Genomic DNA, 21,796 nt, shown 5'->3' with positions numbered 1-21,796 from the left:
CGTTGGAGAAATCAGGGTCGCGACATGGACGCGACGCTGTGGCTGCCAAGCATTTTTTACTTCAGATGATTGTGAAAGCGAGTGCAGCGAACGCAATCTGAGACATTTCACCCCTTCGGGATGATCAAGTCGGCGTGTTACTTTTTTTGCGTTCCATGCATACCCATGCGTATTGCATCGTGTCTTTATCTACAAGCAAAGGAAGTCTGATGAGCGCCAGCTTTCAGAATGAAGTGCCGAAGGCGAGAGTCAATTTGAAGTTGGATCTTCATACGGGCGGTGCGCAGAAGAGCGTCGAACTGCCGTTGAAGCTGATGGTGGCGGGCGATTTCAGCAACGGACAGGATTTACGGCCGATCGCTGAAAGAACAAAGCTCCATATCAACAAGAACAACTTCGATGCGGTATTGGCCGAACTTCACCCAAGGGCAAAGATTGCGGTCGAGAACAAATTGGCCGGCGATGCTTCAGAGATGACGGTCGATCTGGATTTTGCATCGATGAACGATTTCCGGCCCGAGGTGGTGGCAGGGAAGGTGCCCGAATTACGCGCTTTGATGGCGGCGCGCAATCTGTTGCGGGACCTCAAATCGAATCTGCTCGATAACCTCGCGTTCCGGCGTGAGTTCGAGAAGGTTCTCAAGGATCCGGCGCTTTCCGAGCGTCTTCGCGGAGAACTGCGAAGCCTCGGCGGCAGTGCGTTGTCCGACGTCTGAACTACGACAGGGAGTCTTTATCCATGGCCAAGCAAGAAACCTCTTCCAAATCGTCTGCCGCGGAAAGCGTTGTATTGGACGCGCCCGAGAAAAGCGTCTATGCCACTCTCTGTGAGAAGATCAATCTTTCGCCCGTCGCAGTCATGCCGCCTGTCGAAGTCTTCCAGGACACGGATGCGCTGGCGGAATCGTCGGCTGACGAGCGTGTCACGCAGGCGATGAGTGTGTTCCTGAAGATGATCCAGTCCTCGTCCAGGCAGATCGATCGCCTCGACAAGAGTGTGCTGGATTTTCACATTGCCCAGCTCGACGCGCAGATCAGCGAGCAGCTGGATGCGATCATGCATCACGAGACCGTGCAGAAGATCGAGTCGGCATGGCGCGGGCTCAAGTTTCTGGTCGATCGCACGGACTTCCGCAAGAATGTAAAGATCGAGGTACTGGATGTTTCGAAGGATGCATTGAGGCAAGACTTCGAGGACACGCCGGAGGTGATCCAGAGCGGCCTCTATTACCACACCTACATCCAGGAATACGACACGCCCGGCGGCGAACCCGTCGGTGCGCTTATCTCGAACTATGAGTTTGACCGTAGTCCGCAGGACATTGCACTGCTACGCCACATTTCGAAGGTATCTTCGGCTGCTCACATGCCTTTCATCGGCGCTATTTCGCCAGCTTTCTTCGGCAAGGAAACGATGGAGGAGGTGGCGGGTATTCGCGACATCGGCAATTACTTCGATCGTGCCGAATACCTGAAGTGGAAGAGTTTTCGCGATTCCGAAGACGCCCGCTATGTAGGCTTGGTCATGCCGCGTTTCCTGGCTCGCTTGCCGTACGGCCCGGATACCACGCCAGTGCGTGCCTTCAATTATACGGAAGGCGTCAAAGGACCTGACCATTCTCGCTACCTATGGGCGAATGCATCCTTTGCCTTTGCGGCAAATATGGTGCAAAGCTTCGTAAAGAACGGTTGGTGTGTCCAGATACGCGGCCCGCAGGCAGGCGGCCTGGTCGAAGATCTGCCGATTCATTTGTATGACCTTGGCACCGGTCACGAGGCGAAAATCCCGACGGAAGTGCTGATTCCCGAAACGCGCGAATTCGAGTTCGCCAATCTGGGATTCATTCCGCTTTCGTATTACAAGAACCGGGACTTCGCCTGTTTCTTCTCTGCCAATTCCGCGCAGAAGCCCATTCTGTACGACACCCAGGAAGCGACGGCGAACAGCCGCGTCAATGCACGGTTGCCGTACATTTTTCTTCTTTCCCGCATTGCGCACTATCTGAAGCTGATCCAGCGAGAGAACATCGGTACGACCAAGGATCGTCGCGTACTGGAAAACGAACTCAATACCTGGATCAAGGCTCTGGTGACGGAGATGAAGGATCCGGGAGATGAGCTGCAAGCCTCGCATCCCTTGCGCGATGCCAAGGTTGTCGTGGAAGACATCGAGGACAATCCGGGCTTCTTCCGCATCAAGCTGTTTATCGTGCCGCATTTCCAGGTAGAAGGCATGGATATCAACCTCTCCCTGGTCTCGCAGATGCCGAAGGCCAAAGAGTAAGCCGCTTCTGCAGCGAGCGAAGCGAGCCATGCGGTAGCAAATACCGCATGGTTCTGGATCCGGTATTAGGAGCGGGTGCCTACGCCTCTGCTCCGCCTTTGACACGAGCCGATGAAAGTCACCCGACCTTTGTGGACCAAGGGCGTCTTCATGACGCCGCAACATTTCCAGCAGCAGGCGCTGTGGAGCAGTCTTTGCGATGAGCGTGTCGCGCGTATCGCTAGCGCCGAACCGTGGGGGGTATGCGGCGTCGAATTCGACAAGCACGCATTATCGGTCAGTCGCCTGAAGCTCGATATGTTGCAGGTACGGATGCCGGACGGCACCTGGATCGATAGCGATAATGCCGACCGGCTTCCTGCCGCCCGCAGCCTGGATGACATTCCCAGTGACGTCGCCGCAGCAGTGGTTTGGCTGGGGCTTCCTCTGTTTGACGCACAAGGCGGAAATTGCATCGACGACGGGCAGGAAACCGCGCGACCGCGCCGCTTTGTACGGGAATATCTGCATGTTGCCGATCTTCATGAGGACGGCAAAGAGGAAATCGGTGTCGAGCGCCATGCGCTAACGCTTCTGTTCGATTTTGAGAAAGGCAGCGATTACATCGTTTGCCCGTTGGGGCGAGTCGTACGCAGTCCACAAGGTTACTTTGAACTTGATCCGGCGTTTGTGCCGCCTTCTCTTATGTTGTCTTCCAGCAGCGTCCTGATAGAACACATGCAAAGGCTGTCGGAGGTACTTGCCGCCAAGAGCGCGAGCCTGAGTGCGCGTCGCAAAGAACGTACGGATCAGATCGCCGATTACGCCGTTGCGGATGTCTCGCTTTTCTGGCTGCTGCACAGCGTGAATTCCGCGTGGCCGGAGTTGGCACGTCTGCGGCAGGCCCCGAATCAGCATCCAGAAAGGCTGTATATCGTGTTGGCCCGATTGGCAGGCGCACTGCTGACGTTTTCCACCACGGAAAGCTTGAAGTCGATCCCACCCTATGACCATGTTTCGCCCGGTCCGGTGTTCGCCCAACTGGATTCGCTGATACGCAACCTGCTCGACAAGGTGATTCCTTCGCGCGTAGTGCCCATTGCGCTGGAGCGCGTGCGGCCGACGTTGTGGTCGGGCAGCTTGAATGACGAGAGGCTGATCGAAGAGGGCGAGTATTACCTTGCTGTGCATGCCGCGGTGCCGGCGCATGAATTGATCGAGCACATGCCGCGGTTGTGCAAGGCCGGCGCGCCGGATGAAGTACAGCAGATCGTCAATTCGGCACTTCCCGGCATTCCGCTGATCGCGATGCCGCGTCTTCCTGCAGCCATTCCGGTGCGGGTTGATACTCATTATTTCGCTTTTGACAGCAAGCATCCCGCCTTTGAGCGAATGAAGTGCGCCCGTGCCTGCCAGATCTATGTGCCGGCATCGATACCGGATGTTTCATTGGAGCTCTATGTGGTGTTGCCCGCATGACCGGATCAAGCCTGCCTTTGTTGCCCATCGCCTTTCGGGACACGGCACTCACGATAGCCACGCTCAACCATGACGTGAAGTCTTCCTCTTTCGAAGAGCTTCGCCAGCGTTGCCATGACCAGATCATCCGCTTGCGTGACGAGCTGGTTGCTCAGGGCGCATCCGAAGGCATCGTTGACGATGCCACTTACGCACAGTGTGCGTTGCTTGACGAAGTGGCGTTGAGCCATCTTGATGGCAAGGATCGTGACGCATGGGAACGCGAGCCACTGCAAGTATCGGAATTCCGCACACACCATGCGGGCGAGGAGTTGGTCGAGCGCATCCGCAAGCGTCTTGCGGAACCCCAGCCAGCAAAGCCTTTGCTGGCGATTTTTCGAGCGGTTCTCGCACTGGGGTTTCGCGGACGGTTCGCGCGTGATGGTCAGGAGGCTCGTACAGCACTTGTCCGCGCTTTGGATGAGCGGATTGGGCCATTCGGTGAGTCGTCGGAAGGCGTGATTATCCAATCCCGCGTACGGCAATTCCGGATGGCCCGCCTCTCGCTGCTTGCCTGGATGCTGGCAGCTGTGGCGGGCGTGGGAACGATCTATATCGTGCTGGATCGATGGTTGTCTGCGGCCATTTCGCAGCTCATGCACTGAGGGAGCAAGTGTGTTGCGCTATCCCTATCGTTTGCAGACCGCATGGATTGCTTCGCTCGTGCTGGCATGGCTGACGCTGTGTTCACCTTGGGGCGGAAGATGGAACGCGCTATTCGCGGTGCTGGTGACGGCGGGAGCCGTTTCGATCATCGTGGCGATGACGCGCCGCTTGCGGCAACGACAGGCGGATGTAGCGCAAGTCTTGTCAGCGGTGGATGGTCCCTTTGAGGCGTTTTCCGATGATTTGAAGCGGAATACTCCCGTGGTGCTCGTGGTGGGTGACCCCGCTACCTTGATGCGCGCCTTCAGCGATGACGTGGTGCGCGTGACGGATGCGGCGATCTGGGTGCGATGCGACACGACCAGCTTGCTGAAACGTCATGCTGCTGCGTTGAAACTCTGGCGCGACGGGCAGCGCCCGGATGCCGTGCTTTTGTTGGTTGCGGCTGACCAGGGCGATGTCGAGATTCCCTTGGCAACTACGCTAAGGCAGTGGCGGGCTGCCATCGACGAAGCGGGACGGGCAGTGGGCGCGCAATTGCCTGCCGGTATTGCCATCTATGCCGAAGAAATTCTGGATGCGCAGCAGGCGTGTCCCTGGTTTGGAGCAGCCGGGAGCAAACCGATCGAGATCGGACCGTTGCTCGGTGAGATCACGGGACGTCTTTGGTGTTACACGCAAGGAGCATCATCGGCGGATATGGAAGTGCGCGCGCATCGCGCAGCACGGCTCGGCGCCCTGACCAAGTGGTCGAGTCACGCTGTTTTATCCGTGCTGACGGATAACCAGCAGGACAGCGGGCCATTGCGCATTCTGGCGTTTGGTGTCACCGCCGTTCCCGGCGCTCCAGTCCATGCATCGCCTTTCGGCCAATACGTGGCTGTTACGACTGGATTGCTATATCAACCAATGTCGAAGCAGATGGACCGTAGCCGGTCACGCTATCCATTGCCAAACGCATTGATTCGTGGCCTCCCGCAACCGTCTTTTCGTCGTGCTCTCCCGCGTGCCTTGGTGCATGCTTTTGTGGGTCTGGCAGTGTTTGTGATGGCCGGCTCGGTTGCTGCAGCGTGGCAGAATCGCGATCTGGCTCAGCGGATCGCAGCCGATACGGCGCGCTATGAAGCCACGCCTTCCAGACCGGATGAGCAGAAGGTGACTGCGCTTCAATCCATCCGGCGCGATCGGAACGAACTGGAGCATTACGCTCTTGCCGGCGTGCCTTTACGCCTGGATTTCGGTTTGTATCGGGGAGCGATCTGGTTACCTGTCGTCGATCGATTGATTGCCAGTTATAGGCCGCCCACCAGCTCCGTAATCGATCTGGATAGCATGTCCTTATTCAAGACCGGTAGCGCGATGTTAGGGCCTGGTACCAACCGTCTCCTTGTCCAGGCACTGGAGATGGTCAAGGCGCATCCGGACAAACGCGTGCTGGTAGCGGGGTACACCGACAATCTCGGTAACCCGCAGGCAAACATCAAGTTGTCCATGGCGCGCGCCCAGGCGGTTCGCGACTGGCTGGTCGATGCGTCGGGTTTGCCCATAACCCGCTTCGCCATACAGGGATACGGCGACACGCGGCCCAAAGTTTCCAATGACACGGCATCGGGGCGCGCGGTTAACCGGCGTGTCGAGATCACGCTCATCCCCGACTGCCGCACTGATGACAGTCGTTCAACCCTAGGCCATTCGGCCTGTTCCTGAAGGAGAAAAAAGATCATGGCAATTCCGGCGTATGTATGGCTCAAGGACGATGGCGGTGCCGATATCAGGGGTTCGGTCACCGTGCATGGCCGTGAAGGAAGCTTGGAAATCGTCGCCTTCGATCACGAAGTCTACATTCCTACGGACAACAACACCGGCAAGCTCACAGGTACGCGGGTGCACAGGCCTATCACGATGACGAAAGAGGTCGATGCATCGACGCCTTATCTCTACAAAGCAGTAACCAGCGGCCAAACGCTAAAGTCTGTGGAGATCAAGTGGTACAGGATTGATGATGCAGGCAAGGAAGAGGAGTACTTCAATACAAAGCTGGATGACGTGAAAGTAGTTTCGGTGAGGCCGAAAATGCTGGATATCAAGAATCCTGCTTATGAAAAGCACAATCATTTGGAGGAAGTGCAGCTCCGTTACGCAAAGATTACCTGGACGTACAAGGACGGCAACATCATGCATAGTGATACGTGGAACGATCGCTCCTAGCGCGTTCACCATACGCTGTTGATCGCTGGCGAGATGACCAGTGCGCGATGCCTGGATTGCTTCGGTCCAGGCATCGTATCGATCAAGTGTCCGCTAGGGCAGGGCGACTTGATTTTCATCATCAAACTTTTTTGGAGGAGTGCGTGCCATACGACGGAGCGTCAGCAGCCAGCTACGCAGGAAGCCATGCCCAACCTGACAGTTTGGGGGAATGCGCTAAATATGTGCGAAGGGCCATCGAGTGGGGAGGAATATCTCTTCCAATAACTCAGTACGCAAAAGACTATGGCCCAATCTTGCGAGCAGCGGGCTTTCATGTGGCGCTTGGCCCTCCGCGAAAGGGTGATGTGATTGTGATCCAACCAGCACCCGGGCATCCTGCTGGGCATATGGCCATCTATGATGGAGCGCAATGGATATCGGATTTTAAGCAGAAGCACGGTTTCTACCCTGGCCCTGCCTATCGCAATGCGCGACCATCCTACGAAATCTATCGTTATGACTGAGGGAAAAATGAAACGCTTCCTTTTTTTAGCGATAACCATCATTTCCATCACTCTTGGAATTTTCAGTCAGCAAGCAGCGATGGCGGGAAGCGCCCAAGACACACCTGAGGCCAGAGTGAACGCGTTTTATACGTGGTTTATAAAAAATGACTCCGATCAAGCCTATCCATTGCGAGAAAAGGACATAGAAAAATATGTGGCTGTGGAAACTGTCAAAAGGCTAAAGGACGATTACGCCCGCAACGGACCACCTAAGGGAGTCGACTATTTCCTGAAGGTTCAAGACTACGATAGCCATGACTGGCTTGCGCACATCAAGACGCATACAGCCATCATGCTGGATGGTGTGGCTGTTGTGCCGGTGACATTTGGATCAAAGGATAAGGTTGATGTATTGGTGTTTATGAGAAGACTGGACGGACTCTGGAAAATTACCAAGGTCGCGGATACATCGGATTACCAGTAAGGCTGTCAAGTTGAACTGCCACAACAACCAGCGTGATCCGCGCAAAGCAAAATTGCCTCCTCTATGACAGCCCACAACTACGCTCCTTATCTTCGCCGTCTCAACGACACCTGCGCGCAAGCGCTCGCCGATGCGGCGAGCCTGTGCGAAGCACGCGCACACCGAAACATCGAGGTCGAGCACTGGCTTCTTAAGTTGCTGGAGCAGGACAACGGTGATCTTGCATGGGTGCTTCGCCGCTACCAGATTGACGTGAATGATGTCTGGAATGGACTGCTTGCGGCCATCGAGCGCTTTCCGCGTGATCTACGGGGGCGACCCGGTTTGTCACCGCGCCTTACGGCCTTGCTGGAAAAGGCTTGGCTGCAGGCATCGATGGATGTTCAGCATAAGACGTCACTTATCCGCTCCATGCACTTGCTGGCTGCTTTAGCGGAGCATCCCCAGTTATTGAATGCACCCGGTGCGTGGCCATTGCTGACGATTTCGGCTACACAGATCGAGCGACTCATGTCGCAGCTAGATACGGAACCGGGTGAGGTCGTCATAAAAAAAGACGTGTCCGGAAGCGCGCGTGGCCTGACGGGAGGCGTCGAGAGAGATCACGCGCAATCGGGAGCTTCGATATCGCAGGATAGAGAAGAAAAGAAGGGAGCGGCGTTAAGCCGTTACACGACAGATGTAACGCAGAAGGCGCGCGAGGGCCGGATCGATCCGGTATTTGGCCGCGACGCGGAAATTCGCCAGATAATCGATATCTTGTTACGGCGCCGGAAGAACAATCCGATTCTTGTCGGCGATCCGGGGGTCGGTAAAACGGCTGTTGTAGAAGGGCTCGCGCTCAAAATCGCGGAAGGCGATGTTCCGTCGGCGCTCCGCGGGGTTAGCGTACTGACGCTCGATCTTGGATTGCTCCAGGCCGGGGCCGGAGTCAAGGGCGAGTTTGAGCAACGTCTTAGATGCGTCATCGACGAGACGCAGCAATCGTCTGTGCCGATCCTTCTTTTTATGGATGAAGCGCATACGCTTATCGGTGCAGGAAATGTCGCGGGCGGAACTGACGCAGCGAACTTGCTCAAGCCAGCCCTTGCGCGTGGTGAATTGCGAATGATTGCCGCCACTACATGGTCCGAATACAAGCAATACTTTGAGCGTGATGCAGCGCTGGAACGGCGTTTCCAATTGGTCAGGCTCGATGAACCGGATGACGACAATGCGTGCTTGATGCTACGAGGTCTGAAAGACCGTTATGCCGCGCATCATGGCGTGCACATTACCGATACGGCAGTAACAGCCGCTGTAAGACTTTCCCGGCGTTACCTGACGGGACGTCAATTACCGGATAAAGCGGTGGACCTGCTCGATACGGCCGCTGCGCGAGTGCGAATGAGCATGGATGCCAAGCCTCAGGAACTGACCTCACTTGAGATTGAGCGCTGTTCGCTTGAGGTTGAGCGTAAGGCGCTGCAACAGGATCAGGGCTTGATGGCCATGGATGCCAAGACGCGGCTGGATGAAATCGGGCAACGGATCGGAGCGCTGACGACCGAATCGGACAGGCTGAAGATCCTCTGCGCCGAGCAGCGGTTCATGGTCGAACAACTTCAGTCACTGCGCGATCAGTGGCGCTCTTGTCCTGAGGGCAGCGATGCACGACGTGTCCTTGAGTCGTCAATCACGCAACTGCATGGCACGCTGGCGCAGCAACCCACCACGCAGCAGCTCGTGCGCGCGCAAGTCGATGAGGCTGTGGTAGCGCACGTGGTGGCGGATTGGACAGGAGTGCCGATAGGGAATTTATTGGCGGACGAGTTTGCGTCATTGCTTGATTTGGAAACGGGCCTTGGCGAAACGGTGTTGGGGCAGGAAGCAGCTCTGGCGGCAATAAGCAAGCGGCTGCGCACTGCCAAGGCAGGACTTGCGTCGGATCAGCAACCGCTGGGAGTTTTTCTGTTGGCTGGGCCTTCCGGCGTTGGCAAGACGGAGACCGCAAAGGCCTTGGCGAACGTCATGTTCGGAGGGGAAGATTCCCTCATTACTATCAATCTGTCCGAGTATCAGGAGGCACACACCGTGTCTCAGTTGAAAGGTTCGCCACCTGGATACGTCGGCTACGGGCAAGGCGGCATTCTCACCGAAGCGGTACGCAAACGCCCTTATAGCGTTGTTTTGCTTGACGAGGTCGAGAAAGCGCATCGAGATGTCCTCAACCTCTTTTATCAGGTCTTTGACCGTGGCTTTATGCGGGATGGTGAGGGGCGATGGATCGATTTCCGCAATACGGTCATTTTGATGACGTCCAATCTGGGCAGTGAGCAGATCATGGAAGTGGCGGAAGCAGCAAGCGCGTCGGGCGCTGAAATAACAGAAACCCTGCTCATGCAGGTTACTCGTCCGTTGCTGCTGGATTATTTTAAACCAGCGCTGCTTGCGCGATTCCAGACTGTCATTTACCGACCGCTGTCAGAGCAGGCATTGGCATCGATCGTGCGAATGAAGCTGGATAAGGTGGCTGAGCGTGTTCGGCAGAATTTCGGCGCATCCCTTTCTTGCGAGGGTGGCCTGGTCGAGGAACTGGCACAGTCCTGCCAGCTTGCTGATTCGGGAGCGCGCGGCATTGATCATGTGATGGATCAACAGATTCTTCCGGTTTTGTCGCGTGAATTGATGGCCTATGTTGCTGATAAAAGGTTCCCCGATGTGGTCTCGCTGAAGTATTCCGGTGACGTGGGCCTGACAGTGGATTTCGAATTCGCGGCCGAGCGTGAGAGATGAATGGCATGGGCCCGGGTTTGTTTGAAAAGGTAACGGGGTATTTCGCGAATGGCGAGAATATCGACGAATACGATGCCGCTACGCAGACCTTTTTATCCGTGCGGGACAATATTCAGCGCATTTTGAATAGCCGGCGTCATGGACTTTTGCATATGCCCGATTATGGCGTGGATGACCTTACCGAAGTCTATCGAAGCCTTCCGGCCTCAACCCTTCGTTTGCAGCGGGTGATCGCGGCTACGCTGCTCGCATACGAACCACGTTTGAAGGCGATCGATGTTGAGGTTGATGATAAGACGACGGGCATGTCGCTGAGTTTTACCATGACATGTCATCTGCATCAGCAAGGCCTCGTGCGTTTTGGGACGCACTTTGCGCCGGACGGGAAAACACGTTTGACTTTGTTGAGGCACGAGCAAGAAAGCTACTGATGGGCCTTCGCCTGTTCGGCCGGTGCCGTACAGGCGGCAATGAAGCGCGGATGCATCGCTATTGCCGGGTTACGGCAGGCACGTTGGATGAACGGCTTATAGGAGGAGCGCTATGGCAATTATGAAAATGAATGATCTCGAGATGTATTACGAGATCCACGGTAGTGGCGTACCCATGGTACTCATCGCGGGCTATACCTGCGACCATTCCTTCTGGGAGAACCTTGTTGCTGCCATGGCGGCGCGTTTTCAGGTAATCACGTTGGATAACCGTGGTGTTGGGCGATCTAAAGACAGCGGCGAACCATTTTCGATCGAGACCATGGCTCGGGATACGGCCTGTCTCATGGAACGCTTGGGGCTGTCTCGTCCCATCGTGGTGGGGCAATCCATGGGAGGAGCCATCGCGCAAACAGTGTTGGCACAGTATCCTGCAGCATGCGGGAAATGCATCATCCTCAATTCAACATCATCCTTTAGCGCAAGGACGTTGATGGTGTTTGAGAACTTATTGGCCTTGCGCAAAGCGGGCGTAGACCTTGATCTTTTGCTGGACGCCTCTTTGGCATGGTTATCGGCTAGCGATTGGATGCTGCAACCTGGAAACGTTGCCGCTTTCAAAGCGGCGGTACGAGACAACCCGATGCCCCAATCGCTGTTCGATCAGGAGCGGCAATTCCACGCGCTGAAAACCTTTGCGCCGAGTACCCATAGCACGGCGTGGAATGATCGTTCGTTGGTGATTTCAGCGTCTGATGATTTGATCACCACAACCCGTGAAGGTAAGTTGCTTGCCAAGCGGTTGGGAGCTGAGTATGTCGAGATTCCGGGTGGCCATCCCAGCCCGGTCGAACAGCCGGAACTCCTTTCCCGGTTAATGCTGAAATTCCTCGCTTAGCGCAGCAAGGGCTTCGCCATGTCGGAAGAGATACCTATTCCCGCTTTGCAGACCGAAAGGCTCGTGCTTCGCGGTGTTACCGAGTCAGATGCGGCCGCTTATGAGCGGCATTTCATCGACTACGAAGTTATCCGGCACTTATCGGATAACGTACCTTGGCCTTACCCGGCGGAAGGCGTCCGTACATTCATTCGTCATGTGGCGCCGCTGCAAGGCCGCGATCGTTGGGTTTGGGGCTTGCATCGTAAAGATGGCGAAGGCCTGATCGGCACCATTGATCTGCGACGACAAGGGAAGCCGGGGCACAGGGGGTTTTGGTTGGGCCGCGCTTTTTGGGGGCGCGGTTACATGACCGAAGCGGTGATCCGGGTAACAGATTTCGCCTTTGATGAATTAGGTTTCGAGAAGCTCGTTTTTACTAATGCGGTGGGTAACCGGCGCTCCCATAACGTGAAGATCAGATCAGGGGGCGAGCAGGTCGGTGTGGCGCCAGCAACATTCGTTGATCCTGCATACGATCGACAGGAGATCTGGCAACTCACCAAGGAGCAGTGGCACGGATGGCACCTGCAACACGCACGGGAGCGGTCGTTTTATTGACCATTGCTAGTGTCCGCGCGTGGCAACAAAAAGCCGCCTGGGAGGGCGGCTCGACAAACTTGCGCGATGGAGGCCAGGGTCGGAATCGAACCGGCGTACACGGCTTTGCAGGCCGCTGCATGACCACTCTGCCACCTGGCCATCGCACCAAGTCAGGACCATGATAGGCCCGGCTCGGCGTTAAAAAACAAAACCCCGGTTTACCGAGGTTTTGGCTTGCAACTGGAGCGGGAAACGAGACTCGAACTCGCGACCCCGACCTTGGCAAGGTCGTGCTCTACCAACTGAGCTATTCCCGCGTCGGAGCGGATCACTATAGCAGAAGCCGGCTTGATGTGAATAGCTGACGCGCACTTTTTCTTTCATGCGTGCTGCTTATCGGGAGGCGTTTCATTCACTGAAACCTGAATAGTGATAGACCTTTGAAGGAGGAGGGGAAGGCCAGATGCCCGGCTCCCTTGAATCAACCCATTACGCTGATGCGACGGCACTCTTCGCGCATGGATTGTTCCGGGCGATGCCTAGGGTCTGTTTGCCGCCATACCGCGTCATCGCTCAGTCGCGGACCAACGTACACGCCTTCGCTCTTGCTTGTCTGGTGCGCAAACACCCCCCAGCGTGAGCCATGCCAATAGGGTAAACAGGCCCGAGCTGCTTCGAGCAGGATGTCACTTCACCCAAAGGCGAAGCGGATGCGTAGAGGCCAGCAACCTTTGCTCCACTTCGTGAGACAGGATGTCATGCAGCAGGACCGTAAGAGATAATCGGTCCCTGGATGTGCGAAGGTGTAGCTTACCCTCGAAGACGCGCACCTGATCTCGCATCTCCGGAATATCGAGCGTGCTTGTCCCCAGCTTTGTGGCAAGGCGCTTGCGTTGTTCGGAGTAATACACCGCGCTGGCGATGCCGGTCTCTTCCAGCACACCCTCTACGCGCAACACAATCCAGCGTCTGCCCTGGGTTTCTCCTCCGCGCAGCGTTAAATTGACGCGCGTGCAAGCAAGCTTGGAGGTCACATACACAACACCTTCGCAAGCTGTTCGATATGCAGCGGTAAGGACGGTGGGGGCTAAACGCGTGAAGCCTCGCCCGCTGATCACGCATCGATAGGCGATGCCTGCTTCATCAAGCGCACGGGTGATTGTTTCGTTGAGCGCGGCGGGCAGGCCGCGCTCCCGCCATGCGACGGGATGCATGCTCTCTGCGAGACGGTAGACCTGGTTCTGCATCGCGGCAGCCTGCTTATAGAACGCATGGCTTTCGATATTCGGCATGATGAGACGCACCTGATCGAGCAACCGACCATGGGTGATATGCAATGTACCGGCAAGGTATTCCAGCGCTTGCGACGTCTGGCGCATGCGTTTTTCACTCAATTGCAGGCTTTGTCTGGCGAAACGTTGCACGTTAAGGGCAGTCATTCGCTCTTGCTCTTCTTGCACGAGCTGGGCGCTGATGCGCGCACCGAGTACGAATAGCGATGTTATGGCGATCGTCAGGAAAACCTGGGCTGCATAGGCCTTTGGATCAGCGTCTTCATTGATATCGATGGAGAGGGAAATACAGGCGATCACGAACGGAGCGCTTACCGCGACAGCGCGCCAGCCGTGTTTGAGCGTAAGCCAGGCCATCGGGAAAAACATCGCGATGGTGGCGATCTGCTTGACTTGTTCGCTTCCCGCATGGTCGAGCCAGGCAAGTGCGCCGAGTGAGGGAATCAAGATGGTTACGGTGTCGAGAAGTAACCGGTTTGTCCACAGGCTATGAAGTGGTTTGCGCAAACGCCCGCTTTGGTAGTCGAGTTTCAACATCAAAACCCATGGCACGATTGCAAGGATCGCCACATAGGGGCCGAGGAAGAAGAGGGCCATCCACGGCACGATACTGGTCAGGCTAGTTACTGTGCGCGCTGTCGCCGAGGCGATCCAGCTGTAGGCCATGTTGCCCAGGGAAACCAGCAGGATGCATACGAGCAAGGCCTTGATGTCGACCAAGGGTTCGGATTTCGATGGGAAGGGGGGCATTCGGCTACGGCACCACCACACGATGGGCATGGCGACCGCAAACGGCGGAATGGAACGAATGGCGACCCACGTGGGGCCTAGCGAATCCAGGCATGGATAAACCTCATAGGCGTTCGGCAGGGCTTCGCCGATGAGGAGTGCAGGCCAGAATCGATAAGGCAGCAGCAACAGACAGGCTAGGCGGATTCCAGCATGGATGGGCCAATGCGCGGTGGAGAAGGGGTGGATTGCAAGGTAGAGGAGTCCGTAGCCGACGGCGACGCCAAGCTGCAATAGCCCATCGCTAGCCCACCCCCGCTTCTCCATGTACCCCGTTCCCGGTTTAAAGTCCGCCAATGTTGATACCGCGCTGTTCTCGCCGGCTTGCATCAAGAATAAGACAACCGGCACGGTGAAACGTCCGTGAGCCATCCTGCGGCTCTCAATTTTCGCATGATGTCCGTGGGGATGTGCTTTGCCTGTGATAAGAAGCCGGGGCCCACCATCGATGGAGTCTGGACCGCGGGCTGGCGTAGCACGGCTTGCAAAATTTTACGACGACTGGCTGGATGCGTCAGGCCCGATAAAGAACGACGTTGTCTCACAGCGTTCCATGCTGGATGAGTCCGCTTATCGATCAAGCCTTTGCAAAGTTAGTGCTAAGCAAAGATCGCTAGTCTTTGTGCCTTCGTTATCATCGGAGACTTCGGGTGCGGTTGCTGAAGGATTCACCGCCTATCACAGGAAAATCCTGCTGGCGCGCAGGGACCATGATCGCGGTGTTTGCTGCGTTATGCCTCACGGGGTGTGCCACCTATTCTCCTTTGCCGTTGGGAGATGGCCAGGGAGCCACGGACGCATCGCAACTCTCAGCGAGTACGGCAAAGATGCCGCTCCCCGCCTTGCGCACGCATCGCTTCGATCCCTCGCGGGGACTGGACGTGACTGATGTGGCGATCTTGGCGGTGGCCAACAACCCTGATCTGAAGGTTATGCGGGACCAGCTTGGCGTTGCACGTGCGCAATCTTTCGCAGCGGGCCTGCTGCCGGACCCGCAAATTTCCATTAATCAGGAATACCTTGCGCACCCGCAGCCCGGCTACTTCACGTCCTATGCCTATGGCCTCAGCGAGGACATCAGCAGCCTGATCATGCGCTCCACCCGCAAAGCTGCTGCGAAGAGCCAAGCCGACCAGGTGAATCTGGATCTGCTATGGGCGGAATGGCAAACCATCGCGCAGGCGCGCCTGTTGTTTAATCAAGTGGTTTCTCTGCGGGCGCAGCAGCAGCGGCTTGCCGCAGAACAGGCTGCGCTGCTTTCTGTGGATGGCTACGTGCGCAAGGCGCTGCAGGAAGGCAACTTGACGTATGACGAAGCCAGTTCAGGCCTGAATGCCTATGCCGATGCCGCCAAGCGATGGTCTGATTGCACGCAACAGTTGCATCAAGCCGAACACGATATGCGGTTGCTCCTGGGTTTGGCGCCGACGGCTGCGCTACCTTTGATTGGCGACCGATTCGAAGCGGCACCGACCCCCGAGCAGGTGCAAGCGGCTCTAGCCAGTTTGCCGCAGCGTCGACCGGATTTGCTTGCTCTCCAGGCAGGTTATAAGGCGCAAGAGGCCGCGCTGCGTGGAGCGATTCGCGCGCAGTTTCCGGCGCTGACGCTTGGTGTCGATCGCCAGAGGGACAACACAGATGTGCTCTCCCATGGCATCAATATCGGATTGACGCTGCCATTGTTCGACCGCAATCGCGGCAACATTGCTATCGAGAAGGCAACGCGGCAGCAGCTGAAGGACGATTACGAAAGCCGTGTGCTGACCACCCGCAACGATATCGCGGAGCTCTTGCTCGATCAGGGCACGCTTGCCAGGCAGCGCCATCTGGCTCAAACGCAGTCGAGACGTCTGGATGCAGCGCTCCGCGCCGCCGAGAGCGCATGGCGGAACGGCTTGCTTGACTGGCCAACGTATCTCTCGATCCGAGCCAGCGCGCTCAGCGCTGACATGGATGCCATTGCGGCGCGCGATCTGGCTTCGCAACAAGCCATTGCACTGGCCACCCTGCTCGGTAGTACCGATCTTCAACTATCCCCTGCTGCTGCTTCGATTTCCAAACCATGAATCGACATGTTTCCATGCGTACCGCACTAGCGGTGTTGATGCTCGCCATGCTGGCAGCGTGCCATAGCGGGGATGGTGCGGCTGATGACGACGACGGCCCGGATATCAAGGGTACCGTGCTCGTCACGACAGCCGAGCCAGTGCGCGAGACCTTTCACGACACCATCGAGGCGTGGGGCACGGCTGTGGGCGATCCCCATCGTGCCAGCGTGATCAGCCTGGGACACGGCGGTCATGTCATCGCCGTGAATGTTGCCGCAGGACAGGCCGTACGGCGTGGGCACATGTTGCTACGTATCGCGCCCGATCCCACGGCGCGAAATAACTATCTGCAGGCACAAAGCGCCCTGGCTTTGGCGCGTGGCGAACTTGAGCGCACTCAGCGCATGGCGGCACAGCATTTGGCGACGCAGTCGCAACTGGCCGCCGCGCGCAAGGCGCTGGACGACGCCAGGGCCGGCCTCGATGCGCAGCGTGCCTTGGGCGGAGGCAGTCCAGAAGAAATGATCGATGCGCCCAGCGACGGCGTGGTCACGGCGCTCAACGTCAACCTCGGCGACCGTTTTCAGGCCGGGGCCGCCTTGCTGACGTTTACGCCGTCGCAGGCCTTGATCGCCCGTCTCGGCGCTCAGCCTGAAGATGGTCCGCGACTCAAAGTCGGCATGTCTGTGCACCTGCGAGGTGTGTACGGCTCTGGGGACGTGTTGAACGGGCACATCGACATGGTCGGGCAGGCCATGGATGCACAGACGCACCTGCTGCCTGTGCAGGTGAATCTACCCCCTGATGCCAGTGCCAGCCTGGCAGCCGGCGCTGCCGTGCAGGCGAGCATCGACACGGCAAGCTATGCGGCCTGGGCACTGCCGCGCGATGCGGTCTTGCATGACGATCAGGGCGATTACGTTTTTGCCGTCGATCACGCGCATGCCAAACGCATTGGCGTGACAGTCAAACATCCCGCGGGCGATACGGTGGGCGTACAAGGTCCACTGGACGGCAAGATGCACATCATCGTGCTCGGTAATTACGAGCTCAACGATGGCGACGCCGTGCGTGAGCAGCAGGGGCCGGCCAAGTGAGCATGACCGCATGGATGCAGCGCCATCGGCGCTCGCTCTTGTTCCTCGTATTGATGCTGGCGATCGGCGGCATTGCCAGTACCATGCTCATGCCGGTCGCCTTGTTTCCAAATGTCGCCTTCCCGCGCATCAGGGTCTCGGTGGATGCGGGTGATCGCCCGGCGGACCAGATGGCGATTGCTGTCACGACGCCGATGGAAGTGGCGCTGCGACGTGTGCGCGGCGTGCGCAACGTGCGCTCGACCACCAGTCGCGGTAGTGCCGATATCACCGTCACCTTTGCGTGGGGCACGGACATGAGTCGTGCCTTCGGCGATGTCAGTGCAGCTGCCAGCCAGGTGTTGCCTGAGTTGCCGGTCGGTACGCAGCTGACCACCCAGCGGATGGATCCCAGTTCCTATCCGATGCTGGCATACAGCCTGCGGTCGCATACGCTGTCGCCAGCTGCCCTGTACGATCTGGCGGAGTACCAGCTGCGCCCACTGCTAAGCGGTATTCCTGGCGTGGCGCGCGTAACCGTGCAGGGAGGCGAGATCGCGGAATTTCATGCCGATGTGAATCCTGACCGGTTGCGCGCACAGGATCTCAGTCTTAGCGACGTCGTCAACGCTGTCAGTCGCGCTGCCACCATCCAGGCGATGGGGCATGTAACGGATCACTACAAGCTGTATTTGTTGCTTGCCGACAATCAACCCGGGACAGTGGATGCTTTGCGGCAGGTCGTCGTGCGCGCAGATAGTCGCGGGATCGTGCGTCTGGGCGATATTGCCCGCGTCACGCTCAGCCACGTGCCGCAATGGATCCGTGTAACCGCAGACGGACAGGATGCCGTGTTGATGCAAGTGCAGCAGCAGCCGGACGGCAATAGTGTCCAGATCGCACGTGACGTAAAGCAGCGCCTGCAGGACTATGCGCCACAGATGCCGGCAGGCGTAAAACTCGCCAATTGGTACGATCAATCGCAGCTGGTGGTGGGCGCTGAAGGAAGCGTACGCGATGCGATCCTGATCGGCATTGTTCTCGCTGGGCTGGTGCTGCTGGCGTTCTTGCGAAACACGCGTGTCATCCTGGTGGCGATGCTCGTGGTGCCTGCGGTGCTGACGATCACGGTGTTGCTGCTGCATGTGCTCGGCATGAGCTTCAACATGATGACGCTCGGCGGCATGGCGGCAGCCGTCGGCTTGATCATCGACGACGTGATCGTCATGCTCGAACACATCATGCGCAGGCTGCAGGACTCCACCGGGCAGGTGAGCGAGCGCATTGCGGGCGCGGCGTGGGAATTCACGCGTCCGTTGACGGGTTCCAGCGCCGCGACTGTAGTGATTTTTTTACCGCTGGCCTTCCTTACCGGGATCACAGGGGCTTTCTTCAAGGCGCTGTCGCTAACCATGGCTAGCGCCCTGATTATTTCCTATCTGCTGACCTGGATCGTGGTGCCGCTGCTTGCGGAACGGCTGCTCGACAAGCGGCATACGGTCGACCCCGCGCCGGGCAGGCTTTCGTTGCGCATCAAGAAGGGTTACGAAAATGTGCTGCAGCGCTGGTTGAAGCGACCGCTATGGATGCTTGCGCTAGTGTTGCCTCTGATTGTTATCGGTGCGTTGGCATACAGCCAGGTAGGCACCGGTTTCATGCCGGCGATGGACGAAGGCGGTTTCACGTTCGACTACATCTCCAAGCCGGGTACGTCGCTGGAGGAAACGGGGCGCCTGCTCGATCAGGTTGAGGAGATCATTCGCTCCAACCCTTATGTGGACACCTACTCGCGTCGCACGGGCCTGCAACTGGGTGACGCATTGACCGAAGCGAATACCGGCGACATTTTCGTGCGCCTCACGAATGGTCCACGTCCCTCCACAGAGGAAGTGATGAACGATATCCGCAAGGAAGTGGAGGAAAAGGTACCGGGACTCGACGTAGAAGTGTCGCAGCTGATGGAAGACATGATCGGCGATCTGGTGGCGGTGCCTGAGCCAATCGAGATCCAGCTTTATAGCGACAATGCCGATGTACTGAATGCCACCGCGCAGCGCGTGGCCGATGCCCTGAGCAAGGTTGGCGGCGTCAACGGCGTACTCAATGGCATCAATCCAGCGGGCGATGCGCTGACCATGACGGTGGATCCGGCCAAGGCCGCTCTGCAAGGACTCGACCCTGCTGCCGTTACCGATCAGGTGACGGCGGCGATCGATGGTGTCGTTGCGGCACAGTTGCCGGCACAAGGCAGGATGGTTGGTGTGCGCGTCAGGCTTCCTGTTTCCGCGTACAAGCACCTGGAGCAAGTAGAGGCGCTGCCTATTCGTGCCGCCGACGGTCACTTGCTACCGCTATCGCAAGTAGCGACTTTGCAAGTTGTGCAAGGGCAGCCCGAGATTACCCGCAACGATCTCAAGCGCATGGTCGCGGTCACCGGGCGCATCAGTGGGCGCAGCCTGGGAACGACCATCCAGGACGTCAAAGCCATGCTTGCCAAGCCGGGGATGTTGCCCAAGGGCATGTACTACGAACTCGGCGGCCTGTATCAACAGCAGCAAGAAGCTTTTCGCGGCTTGACGGTGGTATTGCTGGCTGCCATTGCGCTGGTATTTACGCTGCTGCTGTTCCTCTACGAGAGCTTTCGTGTGGCGCTGGCGATCATGCTGATGCCCTTGCTCGCGATCGGTGCCGTCTTTATTGGCCTCTGGATCACCGGCATCGAGCTCAATATCTCTGCAATGATGGGCATGACCATGATTGTAGGCATCGTGACGGAAGTGGCGATTTTCTATTTTTCGGAGCTGGAGGCCGTTACAGCCGAGATGCCGCTGCATGAGGCATTGCTGGAGGCTGCCCGGCACCGTATGCGCCCGATCCTGATGTCGACACTGGCGGCGATTCTCACCCTGGCGCCCTTGGCATTGGCGCTGGGTTCGGGCTCGCAAATGCAACAGCCACTCGCCGTCGCGATTATCGCCGGCATGTTGGTGCAAGTACCGTTGGTGCTTTTGGTGATGCCAGCGCTTTATGCCGTGTTGATGCGTTCGCGGCGCGGGCATGTTTCGTAATAGAAATCCTTGCGCTCCCTCTCGCTGCTGCAGGGAGCGTTGATGTATCAGGCACCAGGAATTTCGGTAGCGGGTGTTGCCTTGCTGGTTCGCTTGAGCAACCAGGCAAGGATGGGGGGCGTGACCATCGCTGTCAGCAATGACATAGCGACAATGATCGCGTACATCTGATCGTTGAAAACGCCAGCGGCCAGGCCGAGGCTGGCGATGACCACACCCACTTCGCCGCGCGGCACCATGCCGAAGCCGACAATGGTCGCACCTATGCGGCCCAGCGATAGCGACCCGAGGAAGCCGCCGAGCAGTTTGGAAACAATGGCGATGACAGTGACGACAGTGAGTGCAATCAGTGCGTCGGCGCTGCCGAGCTGATGCAGGTCGATCTTGCTGCCGGTCAGCACGAAGAAGAACGGCGTCAGTAATGCCAGCAAGGGTTGGATCTGCTTTTCCAGGATGTGTTGCTGCCGTGTTTCGGAAGCAATCATGCCAGCGAGGAACGCGCCAATGATCGCCGCCAGTCCGAACAGGGTGGATACATAGGCAAGGCCCAGGCACAGCGCCAGCACAATCAGCAGTGGGGAATACGCGCTGCGCGGCTTTTCCAGCCAGGTAGAGTTCCAGCGCATGACGCGCGTGCCGCCCCAGCCGATCACCGCGACAAAGCCGATGGCGCCTGCCAGCACCATGATCAGATGCGTAGGATCGAAGCCTTCACCGCCTTGAAGCGAGGCCACCACACCTAGCAGCAGCATCGCCAGAATATCGTCGATCACGGCCGCGCCGAGGATCACCTTGCTTTCCACGCGCTGCAGCACATTGAGCTCCTGCAACACGCGAGCCGTAATACCTGCCGATGTGGCGACGAAGGCCGCAGCGACGAACAGCGATTTGCTCCAGTCGAATCCGCTCGAATGCGCCCAGACGCTGCCCATGAAGAATGGGATCAATACACCCAGTACGCCCACCAGGAACGCTGCCTTGCCGACTTTCTTGAGATCTTCCAGCCGCGTTTCGATCCCGACCGAGAACAGTAGCAACACCACGCCGATCTCGGCCAGCACGTCCAGCGGTGTACCGGCAGCGATTTGTTCGGGCGTAATCCAGCCCAACAGGGAAGGGCCGATCACACAGCCCGCGGTGATCTCGCCGACTACGCCGGGCAGCTTCAGCCGTTGCGCAATCTCGGAGCCGATTTGCGCGGTGACGAAGACGATGAAGAGCGAGAACAGAATCTCGTTGGCGTGATGCATGGTCGGTGTCGGCGATCATG

The 21,796-nt window shown here is 57.6% G+C and carries 16 protein-coding genes and 2 tRNA genes; 14 read left to right on the top strand and 4 right to left on the bottom strand.

The genetic code is table 11. From position 1 onward, the window contains the following. Positions 1 to 209 precede the first annotated feature (209 nt). The 11 genes from tssB to AC4HNJ_RS16670 all read left to right on the top strand — a co-directional run bounded on the left by tssB (position 210) and on the right by AC4HNJ_RS16670 (position 12,271). A complete protein-coding gene (gene tssB, locus AC4HNJ_RS16720; RefSeq protein ID WP_490480731.1) occupies positions 210 to 716 on the top strand; it encodes a type VI secretion system contractile sheath small subunit in 507 nt (168 codons plus the stop codon). A 23-nt stretch (positions 717 to 739) separates the two neighbouring features. After that, a complete protein-coding gene (gene tssC / locus AC4HNJ_RS16715; RefSeq protein ID WP_490480730.1) occupies positions 740 to 2,284 on the top strand; it encodes a type VI secretion system contractile sheath large subunit in 1,545 nt (514 codons plus the stop codon). 111 nt (positions 2,285 to 2,395) lie between these two features. Next, positions 2,396 to 3,742 carry a type VI secretion system baseplate subunit TssK gene (tssK, locus tag AC4HNJ_RS16710; protein ID WP_490480729.1) on the top strand — a complete coding sequence of 449 codons (1,347 nt, stop codon included), beginning with the start codon at positions 2,396 to 2,398 and terminating at the stop codon, positions 3,740 to 3,742. Continuing rightward, a complete protein-coding gene (locus AC4HNJ_RS16705) occupies positions 3,739 to 4,386 on the top strand; it encodes a DotU/TssL family secretion system protein (RefSeq protein ID WP_490480728.1) in 648 nt (215 codons plus the stop codon). Before tssK ends, AC4HNJ_RS16705 begins: the two co-directional genes overlap by 4 nt. A 10-nt stretch (positions 4,387 to 4,396) precedes the next feature. After that, the gene (locus AC4HNJ_RS16700; RefSeq protein WP_490480727.1) at positions 4,397 to 6,094 is read left to right on the top strand and encodes an OmpA family protein; all 1,698 of its coding nucleotides are present in this window, start codon (positions 4,397 to 4,399) and stop codon (positions 6,092 to 6,094) included. A 15-nt stretch (positions 6,095 to 6,109) separates the two neighbouring features. Continuing rightward, positions 6,110 to 6,595, top strand: a complete 486-nt coding sequence (locus tag AC4HNJ_RS16695) for an Hcp family type VI secretion system effector (protein WP_490480726.1) — start codon at positions 6,110 to 6,112, stop codon at positions 6,593 to 6,595. 399 nt (positions 6,596 to 6,994) lie between these two features. After that, positions 6,995 to 7,567 carry a DUF3828 domain-containing protein gene (locus tag AC4HNJ_RS16690; RefSeq protein ID WP_490480725.1) on the top strand — a complete coding sequence of 191 codons (573 nt, stop codon included), beginning with the start codon at positions 6,995 to 6,997 and terminating at the stop codon, positions 7,565 to 7,567. A gap of 63 nt (positions 7,568 to 7,630) precedes the next feature. Further along, on the top strand, positions 7,631 to 10,342 hold the full coding sequence (tssH, locus tag AC4HNJ_RS16685; protein WP_490480724.1) for a type VI secretion system ATPase TssH: 2,712 nt from the start codon (positions 7,631 to 7,633) through the stop codon (positions 10,340 to 10,342). Continuing rightward, entirely contained in the window at positions 10,339 to 10,773 is a 435-nt protein-coding gene (gene tssE, locus AC4HNJ_RS16680) for a type VI secretion system baseplate subunit TssE (protein ID WP_490480723.1), read from the top strand. The genes tssH and tssE overlap by 4 nt, the downstream gene beginning before the upstream one ends. Positions 10,774 to 10,885: 112 nt before the next feature. After that, positions 10,886 to 11,671 (top strand): alpha/beta fold hydrolase, encoded by a 786-nt coding sequence (locus AC4HNJ_RS16675; protein ID WP_490480722.1) that lies wholly within the window; start codon positions 10,886 to 10,888, stop codon positions 11,669 to 11,671. Positions 11,672 to 11,689: 18 nt separating this feature from the next. Next, on the top strand, positions 11,690 to 12,271 hold the full coding sequence (locus AC4HNJ_RS16670; protein ID WP_490480721.1) for a GNAT family N-acetyltransferase: 582 nt from the start codon (positions 11,690 to 11,692) through the stop codon (positions 12,269 to 12,271). A gap of 67 nt (positions 12,272 to 12,338) precedes the next feature. Here AC4HNJ_RS16670 and AC4HNJ_RS16665 read toward each other — a convergent pair. From AC4HNJ_RS16665 to AC4HNJ_RS16655, 3 genes are all read right to left on the bottom strand, one after another. Beyond that, a tRNA-Cys gene (locus tag AC4HNJ_RS16665) sits at positions 12,339 to 12,412 on the bottom strand. Positions 12,413 to 12,494: 82 nt separating this feature from the next. Further along, positions 12,495 to 12,570: transfer RNA gene (locus tag AC4HNJ_RS16660), tRNA-Gly, on the bottom strand. 369 nt (positions 12,571 to 12,939) lie between these two features. After that, positions 12,940 to 14,601: an MASE1 domain-containing protein gene (locus AC4HNJ_RS16655; RefSeq protein ID WP_490480720.1), complete on the bottom strand. Its 1,662-nt coding sequence runs from the start codon at positions 14,599 to 14,601 to the stop codon at positions 12,940 to 12,942. 443 nt (positions 14,602 to 15,044) lie between these two features. On the opposite strand from AC4HNJ_RS16655, the gene AC4HNJ_RS16650 reads away from it, so the two are divergent. From AC4HNJ_RS16650 to AC4HNJ_RS16640, 3 genes are read left to right on the top strand one after another with little or no spacing between them, the layout of a single operon-like run. Further along, the gene (locus AC4HNJ_RS16650) at positions 15,045 to 16,400 is read left to right on the top strand and encodes a TolC family protein (protein ID WP_490480719.1); all 1,356 of its coding nucleotides are present in this window, start codon (positions 15,045 to 15,047) and stop codon (positions 16,398 to 16,400) included. After that, entirely contained in the window at positions 16,397 to 17,479 is a 1,083-nt protein-coding gene (locus tag AC4HNJ_RS16645; protein WP_490480718.1) for an efflux RND transporter periplasmic adaptor subunit, read from the top strand. The genes AC4HNJ_RS16650 and AC4HNJ_RS16645 overlap by 4 nt, the downstream gene beginning before the upstream one ends. 2 nt (positions 17,480 to 17,481) lie before the next feature. Next, entirely contained in the window at positions 17,482 to 20,526 is a 3,045-nt protein-coding gene (locus AC4HNJ_RS16640; RefSeq protein ID WP_490480735.1) for an efflux RND transporter permease subunit, read from the top strand. 47 nt (positions 20,527 to 20,573) lie between these two features. Here the strand turns inward: AC4HNJ_RS16640 and AC4HNJ_RS16635 are convergent, their stop codons facing one another. Then, a complete protein-coding gene (locus tag AC4HNJ_RS16635; protein ID WP_490480717.1) occupies positions 20,574 to 21,776 on the bottom strand; it encodes a cation:proton antiporter in 1,203 nt (400 codons plus the stop codon). Positions 21,777 to 21,796: the final 20 nt, after the last annotated feature.

Source organism: Dyella sp. SYSU CM1112, from assembly GCF_058216415.1.
Note: the sequence above shows the minus strand (reverse complement) of the source record. Positions and strands in the feature narration are given on the sequence as shown.

Coding starts and splice junctions, on each gene's coding strand:
- AC4HNJ_RS16690 (WP_490480725.1), top strand. CDS start 6,995: ATGATGGAGCGCAATGGATATCGGATTTTAAGCAGAAGCACGGTTTCT.
- AC4HNJ_RS16635 (WP_490480717.1), bottom strand. CDS start 21,776: ATGCATCACGCCAACGAGATTCTGTTCTCGCTCTTCATCGTCTTCGTC.
- tssB (WP_490480731.1), top strand. CDS start 210: ATGAGCGCCAGCTTTCAGAATGAAGTGCCGAAGGCGAGAGTCAATTTG.
- AC4HNJ_RS16675 (WP_490480722.1), top strand. CDS start 10,886: ATGGCAATTATGAAAATGAATGATCTCGAGATGTATTACGAGATCCAC.
- tssH (WP_490480724.1), top strand. CDS start 7,631: ATGACAGCCCACAACTACGCTCCTTATCTTCGCCGTCTCAACGACACC.
- AC4HNJ_RS16695 (WP_490480726.1), top strand. CDS start 6,110: ATGGCAATTCCGGCGTATGTATGGCTCAAGGACGATGGCGGTGCCGAT.
- AC4HNJ_RS16655 (WP_490480720.1), bottom strand. CDS start 14,601: ATGGAGAAGCGGGGGTGGGCTAGCGATGGGCTATTGCAGCTTGGCGTC.
- tssE (WP_490480723.1), top strand. CDS start 10,339: ATGAATGGCATGGGCCCGGGTTTGTTTGAAAAGGTAACGGGGTATTTC.
- AC4HNJ_RS16650 (WP_490480719.1), top strand. CDS start 15,045: ATGATCGCGGTGTTTGCTGCGTTATGCCTCACGGGGTGTGCCACCTAT.
- AC4HNJ_RS16640 (WP_490480735.1), top strand. CDS start 17,482: ATGACCGCATGGATGCAGCGCCATCGGCGCTCGCTCTTGTTCCTCGTA.
- AC4HNJ_RS16645 (WP_490480718.1), top strand. CDS start 16,397: ATGAATCGACATGTTTCCATGCGTACCGCACTAGCGGTGTTGATGCTC.
- AC4HNJ_RS16670 (WP_490480721.1), top strand. CDS start 11,690: ATGTCGGAAGAGATACCTATTCCCGCTTTGCAGACCGAAAGGCTCGTG.
- tssC (WP_490480730.1), top strand. CDS start 740: ATGGCCAAGCAAGAAACCTCTTCCAAATCGTCTGCCGCGGAAAGCGTT.
- tssK (WP_490480729.1), top strand. CDS start 2,396: ATGAAAGTCACCCGACCTTTGTGGACCAAGGGCGTCTTCATGACGCCG.
- AC4HNJ_RS16705 (WP_490480728.1), top strand. CDS start 3,739: ATGACCGGATCAAGCCTGCCTTTGTTGCCCATCGCCTTTCGGGACACG.